A 23,095-nucleotide genomic window follows, 5' to 3' on the forward strand; every position below is an offset into this window, starting at 1 on the left:
GCGCGGCACTACCTGGCCATCTTCGACAAGGGCAAGACCCTGGCGCTGTATCACACCAAACGCCTGGCCTCCCCCGCGCAACGAATCGTGTTGTACGCCAAGGATCGTGGCTGCACCGCACCCGGCTGCACCGTGCCCGGCTACTACAGCGAAGTCCACCACGTCGTCGGCTACGCCACCTGTGGCTGCACCGACATCAACAACCTCACCTTCGGCTGCGGGCCGCACCACCGGTTGCTGCAACCCGGCGGCTGGACCACGCGAAGACGCGCCAACGGTGACACCGAATGGATCCCACCCCCACACCTCGAACGCGGCCAACCCCGAACCAACACCTACTGGCGCCCCGAAAAACTGCTGTGCGACGGGGACGACGATGACGACAACGATGACGACGATGACGACGACGCCGCATAGCGCGCCAATCTCTATGACGTTGCAGCAATAGTCAGGACTTGTGGACGGGGGCGGCATCGACCCAGCGGTGATAAGCGTCCATGTCGACGTTGCTCCCGCATACGACGGTGACTACGTGTCGCCCGGCGAAGCGGTCGCGGTCTTCGAGGATGGCTGCGATGCCGAGCGCGGCCGACGGTTCGACGACGAGGCCAGCGTTCTCGAGAAGCACCCGCATACCGGCAATGATCGATGCTTCCTGGACCAAGACGGCATCGTCGGCCACCAGGAGCAGGTCGTCCAGGACGGCCGGAATCGGACACTGGATGACGGCAGCGTCTGCGATGGTGTCGGTCGACTCGGTGGTGACAACGCGCCGCTGGCGCCACGAATGTGTCATCGCCGGTGCACCGGCTGGCTGAACGCAGATCACCTCCACGCCGGGTGCGAGGGCCTTCATCACGTGCCCTACACCGGTAGCGAGCGCTCCGCCGCCTAGAGCGATGAGCACGGCGTCGAAGGATAGCCCGGCGTCCACCAGTTCCAGGCCAATGGTCGCCGCGCCCTCGCACGTTTCGATGTCCAAGCTGTCTTCGAGCAAGCGGATGCCGTCGTGCCGCGCAATGGCTGCCGCTCGCGCACGGGCCATCTCGTGGTCGCCGTCCACTGACTCCAATCTGGCGCCCAGTGCGCGCACGCGATCGAGCTTGACCTCGGGTGCAATCCGGGATGCCACGACCGTGACGTCAAGGCCCCTAGCGCGACCGGACCAAGCCAGGGCCTGGCCGAGGTTGCCCCCGCTGGCACACACCACGGCGGACGCGCCGTTGTCGGCGAGCAGGCTCGCGACGACCTCGGTGCCGCGCGCCTTAAAGTTGCGCACCGGGTTCGCTGTTTCGAGCTTGATTCTCACAGCGCACCCAAGGCTTCGTTCCAGAGCCTCGCAGCGGTACAGCGGGGTGTCGAGGAAAATCGGGTCGATTACCCGGCGAGCCGCCTGGATCCGAGCAATGTCGAGGCGAGTCTGTTGCACGACACAGCACGATAGCGCTCCGTCCGCCTAGCTGACCGGCCCGCGCTTTTCGGTCGCACGGTTGATCATCGAGAAGATGCCGTTCGGCGCGATCCGCGACATCCCATACAGAAATTTCGCACGTCCGATACGCAGCTCGGTCCTGTCGCGCGCCAGCGCCTTGACGATGGCCGTGCCGACGGCTTCCGGGCCAATTTTGGGCCCGCCATAGCCACTGGTCATTTCGGTGTCGACAAGCGGCGGGAAGACCTCGAGCACATGGATCGGGTCGCGGCGCGTCTGCCGTCGCAGTGACCGGGTGAAGGCGTGCAAGCCCGCCTTGGCGGTGGAATAGCCGGGGTTGAAGGCCCGCGGCGCGTAAACCAGCCCGGTGCTGACGTTCACGATGGCGGCCTCGGGTCGCTGCCGTAGTACGGGAAGGAGCGCGATACACAGATGCACCGGCGCGGTCAGATCGAGTGCGACGTCGTGTTCCAGCAGGGACCTGGCGTTCGGGTCGTGAAGATCGATTAGGGCCATGCTGCCGGCGTTGTTGACCAGAATGTCGAGGGGCCGGCCGTTGCCGAGTTGCTCGATAAGCCGGTCTCGATCGTCCGGGTCGGCCAGGTCGGCCGCCGCGGTCAGGATGCGCGAATCGTCGCCGCGCGCCGCGTCGAGCCGTGCCTTGCTGCGGCCGACGATCAGCACATCCGAGCCGGCGGCGCGCAGCGCCCGGGTGATCGCCAGGCCGATGCCCGCTCCGCCGCCGGTGACCACGGCGAACTTTCCGTCGAGATTCATCGCGCTTCCCTTCTCACCAAGTCTGTTCGGCCGCGCGCACCAGCATGTGGTTGACCGCCACCCGGCGGTCGCGAGTCACCATGTAGCACACCGCATCCGCAATATCCTCCGGCCGCAATTTGACCATGTCGGCGGTTTGCTTTTCGAACGCCGCACGCGAGGGTGCGGCCAAGTGGGAAAAGATCTCGGTGTCAACGGTTCCCGGACTCACCACGCCCACGCGGACCCTCTTGCCGAGCAACTCCTGTCGGATGCCTTCGCTGAACGCGTTCACCCCGAACTTGGTCAGCGAATAGACCGCGGTGCCAGGTCGGGCGACCCAGCCGCCCGTCGAGCCGATGGTGACCAGGTCGGCCACCCCGCGCGGCGAGTCGGCGGCCGCGCCGATCAGGTGCGGCAGCGCGGCGCGGGTGGCATAGAGGACGCCTTGCACTTTGACGGCGACCATGTCGTCCCAGTCTTGCAATGCCGCCTCGGCGGCGGGCCCCGATTGCATCAGCCCGGCGTTGTTGACCAGGACGTCGAGGCGTCCCAATTCCGCGACGGTGCGCTGCACCGCGGAGGCGACCTGCTCGGCGTCGGTGACGTCGGCGGGCACGACAAGCGCTGTGCCACCGGCGGATTCGATCTGGGTTTTCAGCTCGGTCAGCCGGTCGGCCCGGCGGGCGAGGAGGGCCACCGCGGCGCCCTGGGCCGCCAACGCTTTCGCCGTTGCCGCGCCGATACCGCTGCTGGCGCCGGTCACCAGCGCCGCGGTGCCCGCGAGTGCAGCCGTCATGTTCCGAGTATCTCGTGGAGGACGTAACCGTTGTCCTCGCCCAGGTCCGGTGCGCCGCGCGCAATCCGCGCCGGGGCGCGCGCCATCCGCCACGAGGGGCCCAGGACGGGGCGCTGGCCTTCGCGGTGGTCGCTGACGAAGCGATACAGCCCGCGGTCCCAGAGCCGCTGATCACCGATCACGTCGAGGGCGGTGGCGCTCTTGGTCGCCGGTACCCCGGCCGTGCGCAGGCGGTGAGCCAGCGGTTCGGCGTCGTGGTGCCGCGTCAGCACCGCGAGATCGGCGTCGAGCGCGTCGGCGTGGCCATGCCGGTCTGCTGCCGTGCGGTAGCGCGGATCGGCGGCCAACGCCGCGGCGTCGAGCACGTCGCACAGCCGCCGCCACTCGTCGTCGTCGGCCACCGCCACGGCGATCCACGAACCATCGGAGCAGGGATAGCAGCCATGCGGGCACATGTCGGGGTGATTGTTGCCGTCGGGCCCGAGGCCCTTCCCGGTGAGGCTTTGTTCGAGCAGGCGGTCCCCGATCATCGACGACAGGGTTTCCACGGCGGACACGTCGACGAATTGTCCGGCGCCGGTGAGATCGCGATGCAGCAACGCCACGACTGCGGCGTACGCGGCCGCCGCGCCGACCGTGGAATCCCCGTAACGCATGCTCGTTCCGAGCGGCGGTCCGTCGGGATAGCCGACCAGCGACGCGAGGCCGGCCAGCGCGGCGAAGCACGGCGCGTAGCCCGTTTGATGGCCCAGCGGTCCGTCGTTGCCCCACATCTTGACCGACACCGAGATGATGTCCGGCTTGATCGCCGTGAGCTGTTCATAACCGAGGCCTTGCCGTTCCATCGCGCCCGGGCGCAGGTTGTTGATGACGATGTCGCTGCGGGCGATCAGCTCGTGCAGCCGGGCCATGTCGTCCGGCGACTTGATGTCGAGGTCCACGCTGAGGATTTCGGGGTTGATGCTCAGGAAGTACGGGGCGTGGTTGACGTCGGTGCCGCCGTAGGCCCGCATCTCCTCCGGGTGGGCGGCCGTTTCGACCTTGATCACTTCGGCACCCAGCAGGGCCAGGAGTTTGCCGGCGTACGGGCCGGCCCACACCTTGGTCAGCTCGACGACGCGCACGCCCTGCAGCGGGCCGCCGCGCGGATTCTTGGGCGGCTTGAGTTGTGCCGGCTTGAGTTGTGAAGCCGCCGCCGGCGCCCGCGGGCTGTCGAGGTGTTCCAGGATCGCGGCGGTGTGTTGCCCGAGAGTCGGTGCCGCGGTGGTGATTTCGGCGGGCGAGGCGCTGAGCGTGTACGGCACCGTGGGATACGCCGCCCGACCCAGGACGGAATGTGTGACGTCCTGGAAGAAACCGCGATGGCGGTATTGCGGTGCCTGGTGCAGATCCGCGGCGCCATTGACCGGGACCAACGGCACGCCCAGCCGCTGGGCTTGGTCGGCCGCGGTCTCTTTGGCGAGGCCCCGGACCCAGTCCGCGAATCCGCGCCGAAACGCGGCGACCTTTTCCGGGGTAACGGAGAATTCCAGCCAGTCGTCGTCGAACGCGGCGAGCCACTCGGGCTGACCCATGAGAGCCTTGATGCCCTGCCAATGGGCGCGACTGGTCATGTACAGGTAGACGAAGCCGTCGGCGCACGGGAAGAACGCCGCCGGTCCCTGCTGGTCGTAGTCGTCGCGGGTGCCCGCGGCCGCGACCTCGCCGGTGATGAATCGGCCCAGTATCGAGTCGGCGCGCGAGACCAGCACGGCATGCTCGGAAATGTCGATGGACTCGCCCTGGCCGGTATGCAGGCGCCCGAACAGCGATGCCGCAGTGCACAACGCCGCCTCCAGCCCCGCTTCGTAGTCGGCGAGGAACCGGCCCGGTCCTTGCAGCGGGGGCCGGCAGGGGTCCGGATGGCTGGGAGTGTGGTATCCCCAGCCGCTGGCGTGAAAGACGTTGATGCTCTTGGCCTTGTCGAATTCGGCGGGCGCGCCTTGGCCGAAGGGCGTGATCGAGCAGAACACCACGCCCGGATGTCGTTCGGCCCAGTCGGCCGCGCGCTCGCAGATGACCGCGTCGGCGGTGGCGATGAGCTTGTGCAAGCGCGCGGTGTCGCCGACGTCAAGCTCGATCGATTGCTTGTTCGTGTTGAGGTAGGCGAACAACGCACTGCCGTTAGGACCGTCGGCCAGGATGGGCGCCATCGCCCGGGTGCGACTGCCGCGTCCCGCTGGTTCGACCTTGATGACCTCGGCGCCGAAATCGGCCAGCAGCTTCCCGCAGTACTCCCCCGCGACCGACTCGGCCAGCTCGATGACCCTGATACCGGTCAGCGCCGACATGCCCGCCCTCGCAACGAGATCAGGGCTTCTTGCGCCCGGAGCGGCTCAGGCGCCATTCGGGCGGGAAGTTCATATCGTTGTCCTTCACCACGTTGTTGAGTCCCTTGCCGAAGGTTCCCTCGGTGAGGTCGACCTCGTTGTCCCGGTCGTTGGCGATCAGCGGGAGCATGCCCTCGACCATGCCGGTGAGCAGGCTCCCGAAGTACTCGCCCTTGTGCTGCTTGTAGAGCTCCAGGAAGGTCTTCTGCACCGCGACGGTGTCCGTCGGACGGGAGCGCGAGCACGCCATCGCGTATTTGAGAGTCTCGTCTTCGACTTTCTCGCGCGGGACCACGCTGTTGACGAAGCCGCACTCGTACATCTCCTTTGCGCTGAAAGGCCGCCCGGTGAACAGCATTTCGGAGAACTTGCGCAGACCCATCGTCTCGGCCCACCACCACAGCCGCGGGCCCCAGCCGACGTAGCGGAACGCCGGGTGACCGAACAGGGCGTCGTCGGAGGAGATCACCAAATCGGCGTCACCGGCCTGGTAGAAATGCCATCCGTAGCAATAGCCCTTGGCCTCGATGATGCTGATCTTGCGCAGTTCTTGCAGCGGCCGGTTTCCGGCGGCGGCCTTGGCATAGAAATCGGTGACGGTGGACAGATAGCGGTACGAGCCGCCCGGCGGGTACTTGACGTCGTCGTCGTTGATCGCGAGCTCGTGCAGCAGCGGCATGCCGGGGTTCTCCAGCATCGGGCGCTGCTCGGGCAAATCGCCACCGCTACCGAAATCCTCACCCTCGCCGCGGATCACGACGACTTTAACGTCGTCGTCCACGTTGCACTTGTGGATCAGATCGGCGTAGTTCTGCCGCATCCCCAGGGTGGTGGAGTTCTGCGCGTCGGGACGATCGAAAGTGATGTAGGCGATCCTGTTCTTCTTGTCCTTCTCGAATTTGATGTACTGCTCCGCTTCCTTCTTCAGCTTCACGTAGTCGTACTCAGGCATCGGTTCTCTCCACTTCTGTTATCGGTCATCTAGGCAGCAACGACGGCAGGAACTCCCAGCCCCGCACCGTCGACGTCGGGCTGAGCTTGGCATTGCTCATGTCGATCTCCCACTCGGGGAAGCGCTTCAGGATTTCTTCCAGCGCGACGCGGCCTTCCAGACGCGCCAGCGCCGAACCGAGACAGAAATGGGTGCCCACGCTGAAGGTGAGGTGCGGCCGGGCCTCGCGATGGATGTCGAATTCACCTGCGTCCGGGCCGAACTGGCGCTCGTCACGGCACGCCGCCCCGAGGAGCATCATCATCACGCTGCCCTCGGGCACCGTTCGGTCATGCAGCGCGATGTCGCGGGTCACATACCGTGCCATGTGCGGTGCCGGCGGCTCGAAGCGCAACAGCTCCTCGATCGCCTGCGGGATCAGCGCGGGGTTTTCGGCGAGTTCGCGGCGCTGATCGGGATGTTCGGCGAGAACCTTCCCCGCCCAACCGATCAGGCGCGTCGTCGTTTCGTTTCCCGCTCCCGCGACCACGTTGAGGTACACGAGGATTTCCTCGCGCGTCAGGCGCCGCGTGGTGCCGGTTTCGTCGACGAACTCGACGTTGAGCAGCTCGGTCATGATGTCGTCCGACGGATGCTCGGCGCGCCAGTCGATGTAAGCCTCGAACTGTTCGCCGACGGACAGGCCCTGCTCCGCGGCCTTCATGGGCTTGCCTGCTTCCGTGCGCAGCTGTGCGTTGCCCCGGTCGCGGATGTACTCCTGATCGTCCTCGGGGATGCCGAGCAGCATGCTGATGACCTTCATCGGCATGATCGCGCCAAGATCGGTGACGAAGTCGAATCGCCCCGAACCCACCAGTGGATCCAGCAGCTGCGCGCAGAAGTCCCGGATCAAAGGCTCCAGCGCGTTGATCTTGCGCGGGGTGAACATGCGCGACAGTAGCTTGCGGTGCACGTCGTGGATCGGCGGGTCTTCGAAAATGAGCATGCCCGAGGGGATTTCGAGGTTGGCCTTGATCAGCTCGAGGATCACGCCGCGGGCGGAGCTGTAGGTGCCGTGGTCGATGAGCGCCTTGCTGACATCGGCGTAGCGGCTCAACGCGTAGAAGTCGTATTCGGCGTTGTAATACAGCGGCGCCTCGTCGCGCAGGCGGGCGAACATCGGATATGGGTCAGCGATCAGATCGACATCGTAGGGGTCGAAATGAACCTGACTATCGGTGCTCGCCGTCACGAAATCCCTCCTACCATTAGCGTTTCAGTTGGCGCGCCCGCCCGAACCGGTCAAGCGCCCCTTGTCCGGACTCTTCAGCACGCCGGTAGCGATCGCCGCCAAGATCCGGTCGAGTCGTTCGGGGCTGTCAATGATCCTGTCGCCGTGGGCGAATCGCAGCAGCAGCCCGTTGATGAACGTCAGCGTGATGTTGCTCAAATCGTCGACGACCGCCGACTCCAATTCGGCGCCGCGCGGCATGAGCTGCACCAGGATTTCCCGGTGCAACTTGGTGAACCCATCGGTGGCCTGTTGCAGAATGGCGGCCATCGCCGGATCGCGGACGGCCTGCAACGTCAGCTCGTAGCGTGCCTTCGTTCGGGACAACTGCGGCTCGGCGCCGGCTTGGATCACCACCTGTGACAATCGCGACGGCGACGGGTTGTCCCCTCGGCCATCGGCGGTGTCGGCGATGGACTGCAGGCTTGCGAGGTCCAGCTCGGCCAGTCGCTCCGCGACGGCACGCAGCAGCGCCGAACGCGTCCGGAAGTAGAAGGAAGTGGTGCCGTCGGGCACACCGGCCCTGCGGTCCACCTTCAGATGGCTCAGCCCCTTGGCCCCGTCGTCGGCCAGCAGTTGGATCGCCACATCGCAAAGGTCGCGGCGACGCTCCACGGGATTGGGCTTTCGTCGTTTCGCCGCGGCCGGCGTGTATCGAGCCATGAGACGGCCGACATTACTCTATGTTCGTAGTGTCGGTAAAGAACCTGCCGCTACGATCGGCTTGATCCCGTGTGCGAAAGGAGTGCGGTGGGTCCGGCAAAGAAAGCCGCGAAGAAATCGGCAAAGAAATCGGCAAAGAAATCATTGACGACCGTCGTGCTGCTCGGCGCGGTGACGTGTGGCTGCCAGGCGACTCAGCACCCGGCGTCGCCCACCGCCTCGACCACCAAGGCGCCGCCCGCAACGAGCCAATCGGTGGCGGCACCCGTCAACATTCAGCCCTTGCCGGTTCGGAAGGTAGAGAAGTCGCAACCCGCCTCGCCCGACAAGTGCCCCGCCGCGAATCCGAACGCTCCCGCCGCGCCCGACAAGGTTTTGATGGCCTGTGACCTCGCCCGGACCACTCTCTATACGTTGGGCCCCGAGGCGATGCGGCTCGGGCTGACTCAGGTGGACCCGCCCAAGTCGCTGACCGCCGGCTTCTACGAGGTGCTGCTGACGCTGGACCGACCGTCGGCGGCCGCCTGGGCGTCGTTCACCGCCGCGAATCTGCACGACCACGTTGCCTTCATCCGTGACGATCTCGTCCTCGAAGCCCCGTTGATCGAGTACCAGGTCGCCTCCGGGCAGATCGCGCTGACCACGCAGACCGTTCAGGCCGCGGATCAGTTGACACAACTTGCGGGCCGCCCCGCGTGACCGAGCTCGCCGTCGGCTTCCTCAGCGTGTTCGCGCTTCCGCCGGTGGAGTTCGTCGGTGTCGCGGCGGACCTTGGCTGCCGGCACATCTCGACCGTCGTGCGGGGACAGCCGCTGGTGCCTCTCGGCTTTCGGCCATTCTCGCTGAAGGACCCCGCCGAGAGAAAGGCGCTGCGCGCGGCGATGAACGACAGGGGTGTGACGATCACGCTCGGCGACGGGTTTCTCGTGCTGCCCGGGGCCGATATGCGCGACTTCCGCTCGGATCTCGATGTCCTGGCCGAGCTCGGCGTTCCCCGGATCAACGTGGTCAGCCTCGATCCCGACCTCAGCCGCACATTCGACCAATTCGCGGCGTTGACCGAACTCGGTGCGCAACGCGACATCGAAACCAACGTCGAACCGGTACCGGGCCTGACCGTCGGCGACCTGCCCACCGCGGTCGCCGCCCTGGAACACGTCGGGCGACCCGATTTCCGGCTGTTGATCGACACCATGCATCTGGTGCGCTCGGGGTCCGGCGCCGCGGACCTTTCGGCCTTGGAACCCGAACACATCGGCTACGCCCAACTCAACGACACCACGCTGGCGCCGCGCCTGGACAACTACATGGAGGAAGCCATGTACGAGCGCATGGTTCCCGGTGAAGGCGAATTACCGCTGCGCGACATCCTGGCCGCACTGCCACCGGACGTCGTGATCGAACTCGAAGTACCCCAACGCTCGCTGGCGCTGGCGGGCGTCGGTCCTATCGACCGCCTGCGTCCGTGCGTGGCTGCGGCCCGCCGTTTGTTGGCCGAAATGTCAACTGGCTGAACGGGTTACAGCTGGCTCGGCTCGCGCAGCGGGAGGCCGGCGGCGCGATAGATGGCATCGATCACGGTCATGTTCTCGATCGCGTCCTCCGGTGTCGTCTTGATCGGCTCGCCGCGCAGCACCGCCGCGGCGAAAGCGTCGAGCTGATACGCGTAGGAGGCGCGGCGCGGGAATCGCTCGGTGCGTTTGCCGGCCGGCGAACGAATGGAGAGCCGATGAAAATAAGCGGGCATCACCGGGTTGAGCACCCGTAGCTCGCCCCGGTCGCCAACGACCTTGGCGTTGATCTGCAGCAGGCGCGTCGACCACATCGAGCAGCGAATCCGGCCGGTGTGCCCATCGGCAAACCGCAACTCGGCGGTCATGGCCCGGTCGACCCGGGGATCGCGCAATTTCGCTTGCGCGGAAACGACTTCCGGGGTCGAACCGCCGAACGTACGCACCATGTGCACCGCGTAGCAGCCGGCGTCCATGGTCGCGCCGCCGGCGAGGGAATAGTTGTAGCGGATGTCGGAGAACTTCGGCAGCGGGAAGCACAGCGCGGCCTCCACCCGCTGGAGCTTGCCCAGCTCCCCCGACGCGATGATCTGCTCGACCCGCAATGTCAGCGGGTGGTAGCGGTAGTGAAACGCCTCCATCACCACCCGATCCGACTTCGCGGCCAGTTGGGCGATCTCGCGGGCCTCGGCGGCGTTGGCGGTGAACGGTTTTTCGCACAGCACGTGTTTGCCGGCGGCGAGCGCGGCGCGGGTCCACTTGCCGTGCAAGCCATTCGGCAGCGGGTTGTAGACGGCATCGATGCCCGGGTCGGCGATCAGCTTGTCGTAGTCGTCGTGCACCCGCGCGATGTGGTGCTTGGCGGCGAAGGCTTGGGCGCGCGCCACGTCGCGCGCCGCGACGGCGGCCACGTCGACCTCTGCGTTGTCCTTGGCGGGGTTGGCGAGCGCCAACGGCGCGATGCGGGCCGCACCCAGAATGCCGATGCGTAGGAGTTCAGACACGGACCGACGCTAGCAGCCCCCGCGGGCCGGTTAGGCGGATCCGCGCCGCGCGAATGCGGGCGCGTGCTCGGGTCGAACCCCGACGCCGACGAAATACGCGGGCACCACCGACAGCCACGGCAGCCGCTGCACCAGGCCCAGCAGGGCATCCGGTGGGGTGGGGTCCGCGCCGCGCAGCAGCGGACCCAGCAGCGCCCTCTGCAACACCCGTTGCACGGCCTGGGTCACCACCGTAGGAACGACCCGGCGCCGCCGCACGCCGGCCAGGTCGCGATCCGTGACGCGGTGCCGCCGCAGCGGTTCGGCCAGGATCGTCGCCGCCGCGACGGCGTCTTGGACAGCCAGATTGATGCCGACACCGCCCAGCGGAGACATCGCGTGCGCGGCGTCACCGATGCACAGCAGCCCGTCGGTGTGCCAGCGGCGCAACCGATTCACGTGGACGTCCAGGTGCTTGATATCGTCCATCGAGGTGAGCGCCGCCACCGACACGGCCGCATCGGGCAGCAGCGCGTCGACGTCGCGCCGGAAGGCCTCGATGCCGCGTGCGCGCAACTGCGCATCGCCCCCCTTGGGCCCGAGGTAGGCGATCTGGTCGTAACCTTTGCGCGGGATCACGACGAGGGCCTTGCCGGGGGCCAGGCGAGGCAAGAAGGTGAATTGCTCGTCGCCGTCCCGCGGCAACCTGAACCACCACACGTCGAAGTTCACCGGGAATTCCCGAGTCTTGAGGCCCGCCTCCCGGCGCGCGATCGACCACCGGCCGTCGCACGCCACTGTCAACTCGGCCCGCAGTTCACCCGGGCCGTCGGGAGCTTCGTAGCGCACCCCGGTGACCTTGCCGCCTTCCCGCAGCAACCCGGTGACCTCGGTCTTCATCCGCAACGTGAAGGTCGGCTCGGCCTGGGCGGCCTCGGCCAGCAGGTTGAGCAGGTCCCACTGCGGCACCATGGCGATGAAGGGATGGGGTTGGCGCAGACGCTCGAAGTCGACGTAAGTCACCGAGCGGCCATTGGACTCGAACGCCGCCTTGCGGACCTCGCTATAGTCCAGCTCCGAGAAGCGCTCCCACAAGCCCAGCTCGTCGAGGAGCCGCAGCGTCGTCGGATGCACGGTGTCACCGCGGAAGTCGCGCAGGAAGTCGCCGTGCTTCTCCAGCAGGGTGACGTCGATTCCCGCCCGAGCCAACAACAGCCCGAGGATCATCCCGGCCGGGCCGCCGCCAATAATCGCGCACGTGGTTCTGTCGACCATCAGCGCTCAGCGTACGTGGTGATTTCAGCCGAGCAATTGGGTGTCGATTTCGAAAACGGAAACGGGATCGAGAATCACGCCGCTTTCCTTGACGTAGCGATCCCACAACTCGAGCAGTTCGGCCAGCTTCTCGGGCCGCGCGGCGGCCAGGTCGTCGATTTCACCGGGATCGGCCGAGAGGTCGTAGAGCTGCCAGGTGCCCGGGCCGTACGGTTCGGGCAGCCACAGCGCCTTCCAGTCGCCCTGGCGAATGGCGCGGCGGCCGAACAACTCCCAACCGGTGCCGGTGTCGCCCCCGTGCACCGCGTCGGTGTCGCCCGAGAGATACGGCACCAGCGACCGGCCGCGCATGGGTGCTATTTCGCGGCCGCGGTAACTGGTGCCGGGATGCGTGGCGCCGGCGAGTTCCAGGACCGTTGGGGCGATGTCCATCACGGTCGCGAAGGCGGTGCCGATCTCGCGCTGCCGCTCGAATCCGGGCCAGGTGACGAACCCGACCACCCGGATGCCGCCTTCGGTGGTGAACGCCTTGTGCAGCCGCGACGGCGCCGTGGCAGCTTGGGCCCAGCGCGGCCCGTACCAGATGTACGAGGTGGGCCGCCCGAGGTTGTCGAGGCTGTTGTCGTAGTACTTTTCGATCTGCGCGGCGATCCGGGCGCCATGCAGCGGCATCGCCTCGACGATCGCGCCCTCGGCGCCGTTGTCCGACAAGAAAATCACGACCGTGTCGTCGAGTTCGCCGGTGTCGGCCAGGTAGTCGATCACCCGCCCGATATTCCAGTCCATCCGGTCGACCATGCCGGCGTAGACCTCCATGCTGCGGGCCGAGAGCGCGCGCTGCTCGGCGGTCATGTCGGCCCACTCCGGAGCCCCGTCGGCGACCACGGGATGCGGGGTGACGCCCGGTGGGCACAGGCCGAGTCGCTCGAGCGCCGCCAAGCGAGCGTCGCGCAGGGCGTCCGGACCCGCGTCGTAGCGTCCGCGGTAGGTAACGATGGATTCGTCGGGTGCTTGCAGCGGCCAGTGGGGCGCTTGGAAGGGCAGGTAGGCGAAGAATGGCCGGTCCTGATCTCCGGGACGCTCGGCGCGTTCGCGGAAGTAGCGCAGCAGGGTGTCGGTGTAGAAGTCCGACGAGTAGAAGTTCTCGTCGACCGTGACGAACTGGTCATCCTCGGTGTAAAGCCTTGGCACCGGCGCGAAACCCTCTGCCGCGGCACCGCCGTAATGGCTGGCACCGGCCGGCAACAGCGCGAACGAACGCTCGAATCCGCGGGCCCACGGCGACGTCTCGATGGTGTCGCCCAGGTGCCATTTGCCCGACATGAACGTCAGGTATCCGGCGTCACGCAGCAGCTCCGGCAGCGCGACGACGCGATCGTTCAGATAGCCCTCGTAGCCGGGCGCGCCCTGGAATTCGGGGATCGTGACCTCGAGCATCGTTCCGATGCCGGCGATGTGGTGATCGGTTCCTGTCAACAACATCGCCCGGGTGGGCGAGCAGGCCGGCGCCGAATGGAAATCGGTGAGCCGGATCCCGGCGTAGGCGAGCCGGTCCAGATTCGGCGTGTTGATCTCACCGCCGAAGGCGCCGATATCGGAAAACCCCAGATCGTCCGCCACGATGACCAAGAAGTTGGGCCGCGTCACGGTCAAGCATCCTGTCAGGTCTAGCGGCCGAAGGGAACTTCTGCGGCCGGCGCCATCGCCGATATGGTCATGGGATGCTGCAACAGTTTGGGATGTCCATTCCGTTGGTCGCCGCCCCGATGTCGGGCGGCCCGACGACCCCGGCAATGGTGTCGGCGGCGACCCGCGCGGGTGGTCTGGGTTTCCTCGCGGCCGGATACAAGACCGTGGAGGCTGTCGAAGCCGAGATCAAGACCGTTCGCGCCGAGGGAATCCCGTTCGGCATCAACGTGTTTGCCCCCAACCCGCTACCGGTCGACCCCGACAGCTACCGGGCGTACGCCGCAACGATTCAGAGGGAGGCCGACCAATTCGGCCTGACGGTGCCGTCCGAGCCGATCGAGGACACCGACGCCTTCGACGAGAAGATCGCGCTGTTGCTCGACGATCCGGTGCCGATGGTGTCTTTCACGTTCGGGATACCGCCACGTGACGCGATCGCCGCGCTGCAACGGGCGAATAGCGTTGTCGTTCAAACGGTTACAACCGCCGAGGAGGCCGCGCAAGCGCACGAAGCCGGGGTCGACATGCTTGCCGTGCAGGCTTCGGCCGCGGGCGGGCATTCCGCCACGCTTTCGCCGCGAAAACCGTTGACCCCGGTCCCGCTCGCCGACCTCGTCAAACGGATCACCGCGACCGTGCCGTTGCCGGTGATTGCCACGGGTGGGCTCGCCACTCCGGCCGCGGTGGCCGAGGTCATCCGCGCGGGCGCCACGGCCGCAGCGGTCGGAACGGTCCTGCTTCGTGCCGCCGAAAGCGGAGCCTCGGCCACCCACCAGGCGGCCCTCACCGACCCCGCATACACCGAGACGGTGATCACTCGGGCCTTCACCGGCCGGCCGGCCCGCGGCCTGCGCAATGCGTTCATCGACGCGCACGAGGCGGAGGCCCCGCTGGGCTACCCGGCGCTTCACTACCTCACCACCGCGATGCGCAAGGCCGCGGCCGCGGCGGGCAAACCCGACTACGTCCATCTGTGGGCGGGCACCGGGTACCACCACGCCACCGCGGAGCCGACGGGCGACATTCTGCGACGATTGGCCTCCGAGCTCTGATCGACGCCCTCCGCTAGTCTCCCCCGCCGCCGTGCCCCTTGCCGTGGCCCTTGCCGGGGCCGTGCCCTGGCGGGCCCGGGGGCGGTGCCGGCGGCGTCGGCGGCGGCGCGGGATTGCCGACGGGAACAGGCACGGGTGTGCTGGTGGTCACGGGTTTGGTGGGCGCGTGCGAGGACGACGCATCGAGCGCGAACGCCAGCGGGATCAGCATCAGGACGGCCAACACCGCCACCGCACCCAGCACCTTCCTTCGGGTGCCCGTCATCGGTGGGACTAACGCAGGGAAAAACGTGTTCGTGACCAACCCGGGTGGCGGACCGTCCAGCACTTTGGTGGCTGGACGCCGCGGCGCGGCGACCCGCACGCCCGCCGCCGGCGCGATCCGACCGCCGTGCAGGGCGGCCCGCATCTCCTCGGCGCTGCCAAACCGCTGCCGCGGGTCACGGGCCATCGCGCGTTCGATCACCGCTATCAGGCCGGGCTCGACGTCGGGCCGCAGCGCTGCGAGTGGGGGCGGCCGGCCATGCAAGATGGCGCTGGCCAGCGCGGCCACATTCTCTTGTGGGAACGGGCGATGCCCGGCGAGCGCCTCATAGCCGACGACACCGACCGCGTAGAGGTCGTCGGCAACACAGGCGGGCGCACCGGCGAGGCGCTCGGGGCTCAGATAGGCGATGGTCCCGACGATGTGGCCGGTCAGGGTGTTGGTGGCCTCGGGGATCTTGGCGATCCCGAAGTCCGCGACCTTCATGATCTCGCCGCCCGCCGCGAGCAGGATGTTTCCGGGTTTTATGTCGCGGTGCAGGATCGCAGCTTTATGCGCCGCGGTCAGCGCGGCGAGGACGTTGTCGAGCATCGCACCGGTCCGCGCCGGGGGCAGTGGACCAGCGGCTATCTGGTCGGCCAGGCTCTCTCCGGGCAACCGTTCCATCACGATGAACGGTGTGCCGTCGTGCTCGCCGATGTCGTGGACGGCGACGATGTTCGGGTGGTTGAGCGCCGCGGCCGCGCGCGCCTCGGCGTCGAACCGGTTCCGGATGCCGTTCTGGGCACTCAGCGCCGGGTGCAGGAGTTTGATGGCGACCGGCCGGTGCAATCGGGTGTCCCAGCCGTCACGAACCTCGGCCATGCCACCAAGGCCCAGCCTGCCGTGCATCTCGTACCGGCCAGCGAGCAACACGAGAGTATTCATCTGCCCCGCCCACTCTGTGCGACTTCAGTGACGATCGCGCGACCGGCCGCAAAATCGCCGAAGGGGGGTTACCCCCGCATCGGCAGCTCAAAACGCGAGCGAATAGGCCGCCGCCCGGCGCGGGCAGTCAGAATCCGTCCGGATTCTGCTGCACCTCGACCGGCACCGGGTGCTGGTACAGGCGCGACGCGTTCTCCCACGTGAACTTGCGGATCGCGTCGGGCGGTAGGTCGCCGATTTCTTCGTGGATCGTTTGTTGGGTGTGCGGCCACGTCGAGTCGCAATGCGGATAGTCGGCTTCCAACATGATGTTGTCCACACCGATCCGGTCGCGCTGCACGAACGACGACTTGTCCTCCACCGCGCAGAACCAGAAGTTGCGGGTGAAAACCTCTGCGGGAGACAGACTCTCACCGAGCGCCTGCCAGGTGCCGTACATCGCGTGATAGCTGAGCATGTGATCGAGGCGGTCGAGTAACCCTGCGACCCAGCCGATTCCACCTTCCGACAAGCAGATCTTGAGATCCGGGAACCTGCTGGGCAGGCCGGAATACAACCAGTCGACCGCCGCCGAGATGGCGTAGGCGAAGAACAGCACACCCTGCACGTCCGGCGGCGCGTCGTCGGTGGTCGACGGCGACGAGCCCGACGAACCGATGTGGAGATTGACGACCGTGCCGGTCTCGGCGCATGCCGCGATCATCGGATCCCAATGACCCGAGTGGATGCTCGGCAAGCCGAGCATCGCGGGATTCTCGCTGAATGTCACCGCGTGAAATCCACGCTCGGCGTTCTCACGGATCATCTTCGCGCCCAGCTCGGGGTCCAGCAGCCATGGCAGCTGGCACGGAATGATCCGTTCGGGATACGACCCCGCCCACACCTCGAGGTGCCAGTCGTTCCAGGCGCGGACCGCGGCCAAGGCCAGGTCACGATCCGTGGTCACCTGTTGCAACCGCTGGCCGGCGAATCCGGGTAGGAACGACGGGAAATTGAGCGAGGCGTAGATGCCGTTGAGGTCCATGTCCTTGACCCGTTCGTGGATATCCCATGCGCCCCTGCGCATCTCGTCGAATCTGACCGGCTCGAACCCATATTCGGCCACCGGCCGCCCGACCACGGCGTTGAACCCGACGTTGGGCAATTCGCGGCCGTCGTAGACCCACGTTTGTCCGCCTTCGTCGGTGTCCACCACTTTGGGTGCACGCTCGGCGAACCTGCGTGGCAGGCGTCCGGCGAACGTATCCGGCGGTTCGACGATGTGATCGTCCACCGAGATCACGGTGTAGCGCCGCGCTGCCCGGGGCGGGTCCGGGAGAAACGTGACGGAGCGATCCTCACCGGTCTTCGCGGTGGTGAAGTCCAGGTTGGCGGCCAACTCGTCGATCGATTTCATGATTCACCTGAGCACATCGGGATCGGCCTTGATGGTCATCCGGGCGGCCCCCGCCCAGTACACGTCGGCGGCCCGTTCGATCAGCGACCGTTGCATGCCCGCCATGTCCGGCCAGGTCATTTTCACCGGTTCGGCGCCGGTGAGCATGACGTCGTAGGCCAGCTTGCAGACCCGTTCGATCGATGCGGCGCGATAGACGGCTTGGGCCAGGTTGCTTCCGGTCGCGATGACGCCGTGGTTGGCCAGAATCGTCAGGTTGGCGCCGCCGATACGGGCCGCGAGGTCGGCTGCGCGGGCGGGGCTGTCGATTTCGCCGTCGTACGTGTCGACCAGGCACAGGTCATCCAGGAACAGCGAACCGGTCTGGTGCACCAACTCGGGCAGCCTGCCGAGCGCGGCCAGCACGCAGACGTAATAGGGGTGGTTGTGGATGACGACCCGGGCGTCTTCGCGGACCCGGTGCAGTTCGGTATGGATGTGGATCGCCGGCGTCACGTCCCAACGGCCGCGCACCACCCGCGCGTCGCCATCCACCACGCAGATATCCGAGGAGGTGAGTTCGGCCCACCACAGCCCCCACGGGTTGACGAACATGTCGGTGTGCCCGTCGGGCTGCCAGGTGATGTGTCCCGCCATGTTCTCGGCGAAGCCGATGCCGGCCAGGTGGCGAAACGCCACCGCGAGCGCCTGCTCGTCGGACAGTTCCGGAATCGGGGGCACCACCGAAGGTGCCCAGACCTCCAGACCGCCTCGCCGTGCCTCAGGAGCGTTCATGATCGGCCTCCATCCTTACTCGGATATCGCGGCGGAGCTCGCCTTTGGCGATCTTTCCTCCGGACGATCGGGGTAGTTCGTCGACGACGATGAGTCGTTCCGGCAGCAGCTCCTTGGAAACCCCCAGTGCCAGCAGGTGGTTGACGAGTTCGGGCAAGTCGATGGCCCGCGAATCGGCGAGTTCGGCGTAGAGGCACACTTTTTCGCCGAACACCGCATCGGGCATCGCCACCGCGGCCGCCAGCGCGATCGCCGGGTGCGTCATCACCGCGTCCTCGACCTGGGCGGCGCTGATGTTCTTGCCGCCTCGCACGATGAAATCGGACGTTCGGCCCGTGACGCTCAGATAACCGTCAGAGTCGATCTCGCAGATGTCGCCCATGCGCATCCACCCGTCGCTGGTGAACAGCTGGTCGTGGTCGATGCCGTCGAGGTAGCCCAGACTCGTCGCCGGGCCGCGGCATGCGGGTTGCCCACGCCCGGTGTCGGTGACGTCCCGGTCGCCGTCGAAGAGCCGGACCGCCATCTCGGGGACGATCCGGCCCCCGGTGCGCAGCCGGCGCTGCGGTGAGTCATCCAGCGTGGTCCCGCTGAGCAGCCCGGTCTCATTCGAGCCGTAGAACTGCAGAATCCTTGCGCCCGTGAGGCGCTCGAACTCGACGGCGGGCCGATACGGTAACGCCTCGCCGCCAGCGAACACGACGCGCAAGGTGCTGAGGTCGTAGTCTCGGCACGCGGGGTCGGCCATCAGCATCGTCAATTGTGTACTGACACAGCACAATACGGTGACCCGGTGTCGGGCGATCGCCTCACATGCCGCCTTCGCCGTGAAGCGTTCCAGGATCACCGCGGTGGCACCGAGGTGGATCGGGGTGGTGTGGCTGGTCCATATTCCGAAGCCGAAGGGCGTGGGTATGACCGGCAAGAAGATGTCGTCTGACATCAGGAGCCCGTTGGCCACGGCCTTCTGGTGAAAGTAGTACCAACGATTCTGGGTGTGCACGACGCACTTGGGCAGGCCGGTGGTCCCCGAGGTGGAATTGATCAGGAAGACGTCGTCGGGACCGAGCCCGGAACCGACTTCCGGTGGTTTGGGCTCCACATCGATGTTCAGGCGCAGGCCTCCCGCGTCGTGACTCAAGGTCATCGACTCGATGGACATACCCGTTGCGAGCTCGCGGCGCTGGTGGTCGCTGATCAGGACCTGTGGCCGCGCACCGCGCAGTATCGCGGCGACCTCGCGGGTGCCGGCGCGCGCGCCGATGCCGACGACGACCGCGCCGCAGCGTTCGATTGCCACGAACAGCGCGTGGATCGCGCCGGAGTCGCCGTGCCACACCGCGACTCGATCGCCCCGCGTTATACCCACACCCGCCAGTTGTTCCGCCAGGTTGGTTGCCGCATCGTCGAATTCACGCCACGTCAACGAGGCACCGGCGTGGTCGACATAGGCGAGACGGCCCGGCGACCGGACGGCGTTGCGGCGCACCGCATCCGACAGCGTGGTGTCGGACCACCAGCCGGCCGCACGGAACCGGGCCGGGTCCTCGTCGCTGAAAGCCGGCGAGCCCAGGGTTTCCAGCCCGCCGGCGCTCATCCCCAAATGATAGGAAGTCGCTTCGGCGGCCAAGTACTGGTGGGTAGCGGCTACGGAGTCTGAGCGCCTGGAAGAGCGCGTTGGTGGTCGTGCTGAGTGCCGGGACGCGGGTGCGGGGTGGGACAGGTTTGGAACCGAAGACACCCGCAGTTCCAGCCGATGATGCAGCCGCCGCCACCGACAGGGTGCACCGGCAGCGCGCCGCCACCAGCGGGGGCGTGCCCGGGCGACGGGAGTGCCGGCGCCACACCGGATGCGCTCATTGCGTTGGTCAGCGGCTTGTCGAAATCGCCAACACCCGCGACGGCCAATGCAAGCACGGCCACACCACCGCATATCGTGGCCGCCGTCCCACCCTTACGGCTCAACACAGCTTCCAACTGTAGGTGCTGACCACGGGATGCGCAGAAGCGAAACCGGAGGACGGGAGCAGCCTCACCCTTGGGTGCCCCGACTGTAAAGACGCTGTCAAACTCCCGTTAAAACACTTCGCTGCCATCGCGAATGGGCGCGGGGCCTGCGAAAATTTTGGGCATGCCCACCATCGAGAGCCTCCGCGAGGAGTTGCGCAACTACGCCGTCGAACTGCGGCAGCTGGCATACACGATGCCCCACGGCGTGGGCGAGCATGCTCTCCTGCAACTGTCGGACCGAATGCACGCCGCCGCCGACCACGTGGTCCTCAAGGGCGCCTAGCCTCCCTTGAGGCGAATCTTCCAGCGCACGAAGCATAGATAGAAAACGCTGATCACCACCAGCATGGCCATGTCGAACCACCAGGTGCCGGCATTGTGATGCCAATGTGAATCCTTCGGCACCTGCGGTCCCGGCTCCAGGCGAATCAAATCGATGGTGGAGGCCGACGTCGCGAAACCCCACCGCGCCGGTGTGGCCCAAGACATCTGGTCCAGCCCGATGCGCGCGGTGACGGGAATCATGCCGCCGGAGAACACCAGCTGCGACATGACCGCCACGACGAGCAGCGGCATGATCTGGTCATTGGACTTGGCGATGGCCGACAGCGCCAACCCGAGCATCGCCGAGGCGACCGTGGTCGCCGCGACATCGACGAACAGCTCCAGCCCGGGCTTGCCCAGCGCCGCGGCGCCCTGGGTGGGGCCGCCCTTGCCGAGCAGCGTGATGGCGGTGACGATCGCCGACTGAACGATCGCGAACACGGTATAGACGCAGACCTTCGCGAGTAGGTAGGCGGTGGTGGACAGCCCGACCGCCTGCTCGCGCAGGAAGATGGGGCGCTCGCCGATGAGGTCCCGGATGGTGAGCGCGGTCCCCATGAAGACCGCACCGACGTTGAGCAGCACCAGGATCTGGCCGGGCTCGGTCGGCGCGGCACCCATGGGATTGGGTATGCCGAAGCCGACGTCGCCGGGCACCGACATCGACAGCGAGCCCATGATGAACGGCAGTAGCGCAAGGAAAGCAAAGTAGCCGCGGTCGCTCACGATCAAGCGAATCTGTCGCCGCGCGATCGTGGAGAACTGCCGGACAAGGCTGGTTTGCGGCGGATCGCCCAGCTCGGCGGGTTTCTCCGGGGGTGGCGGCGGCGGGGCCGGGCCCGTCTGCGACAAGTACCGTGCTTTGGCCGCGTCGGGGTCGCCGGCGACCGTGCTGAAGATGTCGGCCCAGTTGGTGGTTCCCATCGCGGGGCCGATTTGGCTGGGCGGCCCGCAGAACGCGGTCTTGCCGCCGGGGGCGAGCAGCAGCACCTGATCGCAGACGTCGAGATAGGTCAGCGAGTGGGTGACCACGAGGACCACCCGGCCGGCGTCGGCGAGCTGCCGCAGCATCGTCATGACCTGCCGGTCCAGGGCGGGGTCCAGACCGGAGGTCGGCTCGTCCAGGATCAGCAGCGACGGCCCGGTCAGCAACTCCAGCGCCACCGACGCGCGCTTGCGCTGGCCGCCCGACAACTTGTCCACCCGAGTCTGCAGGTGCTGGCTCATCTCGAGTTCCTCGAGCACCCGGGCCACCACCTGGGCGCGGTCCTCCTTGGTGGTGTCCGGCGGCAGCCGCAGTTCGGCCGCATACATCAGCGCCTGTTGCACGGTCAGCTGACCGTGCACGACATCGTCCTGCGGCACCATGCCGATCCGGCTGCGCAGCGAGGCATATTCGGCGTGAACGTTGTGGCCCTCGAAGGCCACTGTGCCGTTGGTCGGGCTGGTATACCCGGCTACCAACCTGGCGAACGTCGACTTCCCCGCGCCCGACGGGCCGATGACGGCCGTCAGCGTGCCGGGCAGCGCGCCCAGCGAGATGTCGTCCAGCAGCGTCTTGTTGTTGTCGATCGTCCAGGTCACCCCACGCACGTCGAGGCCGCCGGTGCGCGTCGCGGTCGCGGACTCGTCACGACGCGCCAGGACGCCGCCCGCGAAGACGAGGTCGATGTTGCCGATCGTGACGACGTCGCCCTCGTGCAGCAGCGCCACGTCGACCCGGGATCCGTTGACGAAGGTGCCATTGATGCTGCGGTTGTCATGAATCTCGGTGCCGCGCGTCGTCGGGATGAGGGTGGCGTGGTGGCGCGATGCCAGCACCTCGGGAATGACGATGTCGTTGTCGTTGGCGCGGCCGATCTTGATCGCTCCCGGCGTCGACTCCGCCGCTTTACCCGGCCGCAGCATCTTGATCATCGAGGTCGCGAGGTTCGACGCATCGGCGCCGACGCGCATGGTCTCGGGTCCGGCCGCGGGGGCCTGGGGCGCTTTCGCCGGCGGCGCCCGGTAGATCTGGGGTGACGAGTGCGATCCGCTGGGCGGGGCCGCCGGTTGCGGGCCGGTCGGGTAGCGCGGCTGCGGCCCGGATGGGTGACTGGGCAGCGGGCCCGATGGCTGAACCGGTTGCGGGCCGGTCGGGTAGCGCGGCTGCGGCCCGGACGGGGAGGGTTGCGGCTGGCCCACCCACGGCGAGGTGACGGTTGCCCGCGGGCCCTGGGCCGGTGCTGGGCCGCTCGGTTCGCCCTGCGGGGTGAGAAGCGGAATCGACGTCGTCAAGGGTGGGCGCCCGGCCGAGCCGACGTGGCGACCGACCTCGAAGGCCAGCGCCGGACCGTCCGGGTTTCCGATGTTGACCCGAAGGCCGTCCAGGATGTCGACGGTCGGCACCCGCCGGCTGTTGACATAGAGGCCGTTGAGGCTGCCGTTGTCGATCGCGACCCATCGGCCCTGGTCGAATCGCACCAGCAGGTGCGTGCGCGATATCAGAGGGTGAGCGACGCGGACATCCGCCCGCAGGTCACGCCCGATCACGACATCGTTGCCTGCGGCGAAGGTGCGCTCGGCTCCGTCATACCGCACGGTCAGCACAGGCGGGGCTGGTCGGCTCATTACGCCAACTGTATCGGCTGGCGGCAAACGCAGGGCAA

Annotated in this window: 20 protein-coding genes; 5 read left to right on the forward strand and 15 right to left on the reverse strand. The window is 67.1% G+C overall.

Annotation, left to right across the window (positions count from 1 at the left end; translation table 11 throughout):
* A partial coding sequence (locus A5744_RS14260) for an HNH endonuclease signature motif containing protein (RefSeq protein ID WP_139331352.1) occupies positions 1–417 on the forward strand: 417 nt, incomplete at its 5' end.
* Positions 418–448: 31 nt separating this feature from the next.
* On the opposite strand, the gene A5744_RS14265 is transcribed toward A5744_RS14260, so the two are convergent.
* From A5744_RS14265 to A5744_RS14295, 7 genes are read right to left on the reverse strand one after another with little or no spacing between them, the layout of a single operon-like run.
* A complete protein-coding gene (locus tag A5744_RS14265) occupies positions 449–1,429 on the reverse strand; it encodes a pyridoxal-phosphate dependent enzyme (RefSeq protein WP_076062033.1) in 981 nt (326 codons plus the stop codon).
* A gap of 27 nt (positions 1,430–1,456) precedes the next feature.
* Complete coding sequence (locus A5744_RS14270; protein ID WP_076062035.1) at positions 1,457–2,209, reverse strand: SDR family NAD(P)-dependent oxidoreductase; 753 nt, start codon at positions 2,207–2,209, stop codon at positions 1,457–1,459.
* A gap of 13 nt (positions 2,210–2,222) precedes the next feature.
* Positions 2,223–2,987 carry an SDR family NAD(P)-dependent oxidoreductase gene (locus tag A5744_RS14275; RefSeq protein ID WP_076062037.1) on the reverse strand — a complete coding sequence of 255 codons (765 nt, stop codon included), beginning with the start codon at positions 2,985–2,987 and terminating at the stop codon, positions 2,223–2,225.
* On the reverse strand, positions 2,984–5,317 hold the full coding sequence (locus tag A5744_RS14280; protein WP_076062039.1) for a CoA transferase: 2,334 nt from the start codon (positions 5,315–5,317) through the stop codon (positions 2,984–2,986). Before A5744_RS14280 ends, A5744_RS14275 begins: the two co-directional genes overlap by 4 nt.
* 19 nt (positions 5,318–5,336) lie before the next feature.
* A complete protein-coding gene (locus A5744_RS14285; protein WP_076062040.1) occupies positions 5,337–6,308 on the reverse strand; it encodes an enoyl-CoA hydratase/isomerase family protein in 972 nt (323 codons plus the stop codon).
* Between the two features lie 25 nt (positions 6,309–6,333).
* Positions 6,334–7,539, reverse strand: a complete 1,206-nt coding sequence (locus A5744_RS14290) for a cytochrome P450 (protein WP_076062042.1) — start codon at positions 7,537–7,539, stop codon at positions 6,334–6,336.
* A gap of 24 nt (positions 7,540–7,563) precedes the next feature.
* A complete protein-coding gene (locus A5744_RS14295) occupies positions 7,564–8,241 on the reverse strand; it encodes a TetR family transcriptional regulator C-terminal domain-containing protein (RefSeq protein ID WP_076062044.1) in 678 nt (225 codons plus the stop codon).
* Positions 8,242–8,328: 87 nt separating this feature from the next.
* On the opposite strand from A5744_RS14295, the gene A5744_RS14300 reads away from it, so the two are divergent.
* Both A5744_RS14300 and A5744_RS14305 read left to right on the forward strand, forming a co-directional pair.
* A complete protein-coding gene (locus A5744_RS14300) occupies positions 8,329–8,940 on the forward strand; it encodes a preprotein translocase subunit SecD (protein ID WP_076062045.1) in 612 nt (203 codons plus the stop codon).
* Positions 8,937–9,755 carry a TIM barrel protein gene (locus A5744_RS14305; protein WP_076062047.1) on the forward strand — a complete coding sequence of 273 codons (819 nt, stop codon included), beginning with the start codon at positions 8,937–8,939 and terminating at the stop codon, positions 9,753–9,755. The genes A5744_RS14300 and A5744_RS14305 overlap by 4 nt, the downstream gene beginning before the upstream one ends.
* Positions 9,756–9,760: 5 nt before the next feature.
* On the opposite strand, the gene A5744_RS14310 is transcribed toward A5744_RS14305, so the two are convergent.
* From A5744_RS14310 to A5744_RS14320, 3 genes are read right to left on the reverse strand one after another with little or no spacing between them, the layout of a single operon-like run.
* On the reverse strand, positions 9,761–10,756 hold the full coding sequence (locus A5744_RS14310) for a Gfo/Idh/MocA family oxidoreductase (RefSeq protein ID WP_076062049.1): 996 nt from the start codon (positions 10,754–10,756) through the stop codon (positions 9,761–9,763).
* A 30-nt stretch (positions 10,757–10,786) separates the two neighbouring features.
* On the reverse strand, positions 10,787–12,010 hold the full coding sequence (locus A5744_RS14315; protein ID WP_076062051.1) for an FAD-dependent oxidoreductase: 1,224 nt from the start codon (positions 12,008–12,010) through the stop codon (positions 10,787–10,789).
* Between the two features lie 24 nt (positions 12,011–12,034).
* Positions 12,035–13,657 carry an arylsulfatase gene (locus A5744_RS14320; protein WP_076062223.1) on the reverse strand — a complete coding sequence of 541 codons (1,623 nt, stop codon included), beginning with the start codon at positions 13,655–13,657 and terminating at the stop codon, positions 12,035–12,037.
* Between the two features lie 74 nt (positions 13,658–13,731).
* Here A5744_RS14320 and A5744_RS14325 point away from each other — a divergent pair, with 74 nt between their 5' ends.
* On the forward strand, positions 13,732–14,751 hold the full coding sequence (locus A5744_RS14325; protein ID WP_076062052.1) for a nitronate monooxygenase: 1,020 nt from the start codon (positions 13,732–13,734) through the stop codon (positions 14,749–14,751).
* A 13-nt stretch (positions 14,752–14,764) separates the two neighbouring features.
* On the opposite strand, the gene A5744_RS14330 is transcribed toward A5744_RS14325, so the two are convergent.
* From A5744_RS14330 to A5744_RS14345, 4 genes are all read right to left on the reverse strand, one after another.
* Complete coding sequence (locus A5744_RS14330; RefSeq protein ID WP_076062054.1) at positions 14,765–15,943, reverse strand: serine/threonine-protein kinase; 1,179 nt, start codon at positions 15,941–15,943, stop codon at positions 14,765–14,767.
* A 127-nt stretch (positions 15,944–16,070) separates the two neighbouring features.
* A complete protein-coding gene (locus A5744_RS14335; RefSeq protein WP_076062056.1) occupies positions 16,071–17,339 on the reverse strand; it encodes an amidohydrolase family protein in 1,269 nt (422 codons plus the stop codon).
* Between the two features lie 3 nt (positions 17,340–17,342).
* Positions 17,343–18,113 carry a class II aldolase/adducin family protein gene (locus A5744_RS14340; protein ID WP_076062057.1) on the reverse strand — a complete coding sequence of 257 codons (771 nt, stop codon included), beginning with the start codon at positions 18,111–18,113 and terminating at the stop codon, positions 17,343–17,345.
* Positions 18,100–19,710 carry a class I adenylate-forming enzyme family protein gene (locus A5744_RS14345; protein WP_076062059.1) on the reverse strand — a complete coding sequence of 537 codons (1,611 nt, stop codon included), beginning with the start codon at positions 19,708–19,710 and terminating at the stop codon, positions 18,100–18,102. Before A5744_RS14345 ends, A5744_RS14340 begins: the two co-directional genes overlap by 14 nt.
* Before the next feature lie 534 nt (positions 19,711–20,244).
* On the opposite strand from A5744_RS14345, the gene A5744_RS24670 reads away from it, so the two are divergent.
* Positions 20,245–20,406: a hypothetical protein gene (locus A5744_RS24670; protein ID WP_170874494.1), complete on the forward strand. Its 162-nt coding sequence runs from the start codon at positions 20,245–20,247 to the stop codon at positions 20,404–20,406.
* Here the strand turns inward: A5744_RS24670 and A5744_RS14350 are convergent.
* Positions 20,403–23,057: an FHA domain-containing protein gene (locus A5744_RS14350; protein WP_076062061.1), complete on the reverse strand. Its 2,655-nt coding sequence runs from the start codon at positions 23,055–23,057 to the stop codon at positions 20,403–20,405. The two genes, A5744_RS24670 and A5744_RS14350, sit on opposite strands and share 4 nt — an antisense overlap.
* Positions 23,058–23,095: the final 38 nt, after the last annotated feature.

This window comes from Mycobacterium sp. IS-1264 (assembly GCF_001954195.1).
Lineage (GTDB): Bacteria > Actinomycetota > Actinomycetes > Mycobacteriales > Mycobacteriaceae > Mycobacterium.

Bases quoted from the DNA above. Each gene is read 5' to 3' on its own strand.
- A5744_RS14270 (WP_076062035.1), bottom strand. From the start codon at position 2,209: ATGAATCTCGACGGAAAGTTCGCCGTGGTCACCGGCGGCGGAGCGGGC.
- A5744_RS14275 (WP_076062037.1), bottom strand. From the start codon at position 2,987: ATGACGGCTGCACTCGCGGGCACCGCGGCGCTGGTGACCGGCGCCAGC.
- A5744_RS14280 (WP_076062039.1), bottom strand. From the start codon at position 5,317: ATGTCGGCGCTGACCGGTATCAGGGTCATCGAGCTGGCCGAGTCGGTC.
- A5744_RS14285 (WP_076062040.1), bottom strand. From the start codon at position 6,308: ATGCCTGAGTACGACTACGTGAAGCTGAAGAAGGAAGCGGAGCAGTAC.
- A5744_RS14295 (WP_076062044.1), bottom strand. From the start codon at position 8,241: ATGGCTCGATACACGCCGGCCGCGGCGAAACGACGAAAGCCCAATCCC.
- A5744_RS14315 (WP_076062051.1), bottom strand. From the start codon at position 12,010: ATGGTCGACAGAACCACGTGCGCGATTATTGGCGGCGGCCCGGCCGGG.
- A5744_RS14325 (WP_076062052.1), top strand. From the start codon at position 13,732: ATGCTGCAACAGTTTGGGATGTCCATTCCGTTGGTCGCCGCCCCGATG.
- A5744_RS14330 (WP_076062054.1), bottom strand. From the start codon at position 15,943: ATGAATACTCTCGTGTTGCTCGCTGGCCGGTACGAGATGCACGGCAGG.
- A5744_RS14335 (WP_076062056.1), bottom strand. From the start codon at position 17,339: ATGAAATCGATCGACGAGTTGGCCGCCAACCTGGACTTCACCACCGCG.
- A5744_RS14340 (WP_076062057.1), bottom strand. From the start codon at position 18,113: ATGAACGCTCCTGAGGCACGGCGAGGCGGTCTGGAGGTCTGGGCACCT.
- A5744_RS14345 (WP_076062059.1), bottom strand. From the start codon at position 19,710: ATGAGCGCCGGCGGGCTGGAAACCCTGGGCTCGCCGGCTTTCAGCGAC.
- A5744_RS24670 (WP_170874494.1), top strand. From the start codon at position 20,245: ATGCCCACCATCGAGAGCCTCCGCGAGGAGTTGCGCAACTACGCCGTC.
- A5744_RS14350 (WP_076062061.1), bottom strand. From the start codon at position 23,057: ATGAGCCGACCAGCCCCGCCTGTGCTGACCGTGCGGTATGACGGAGCC.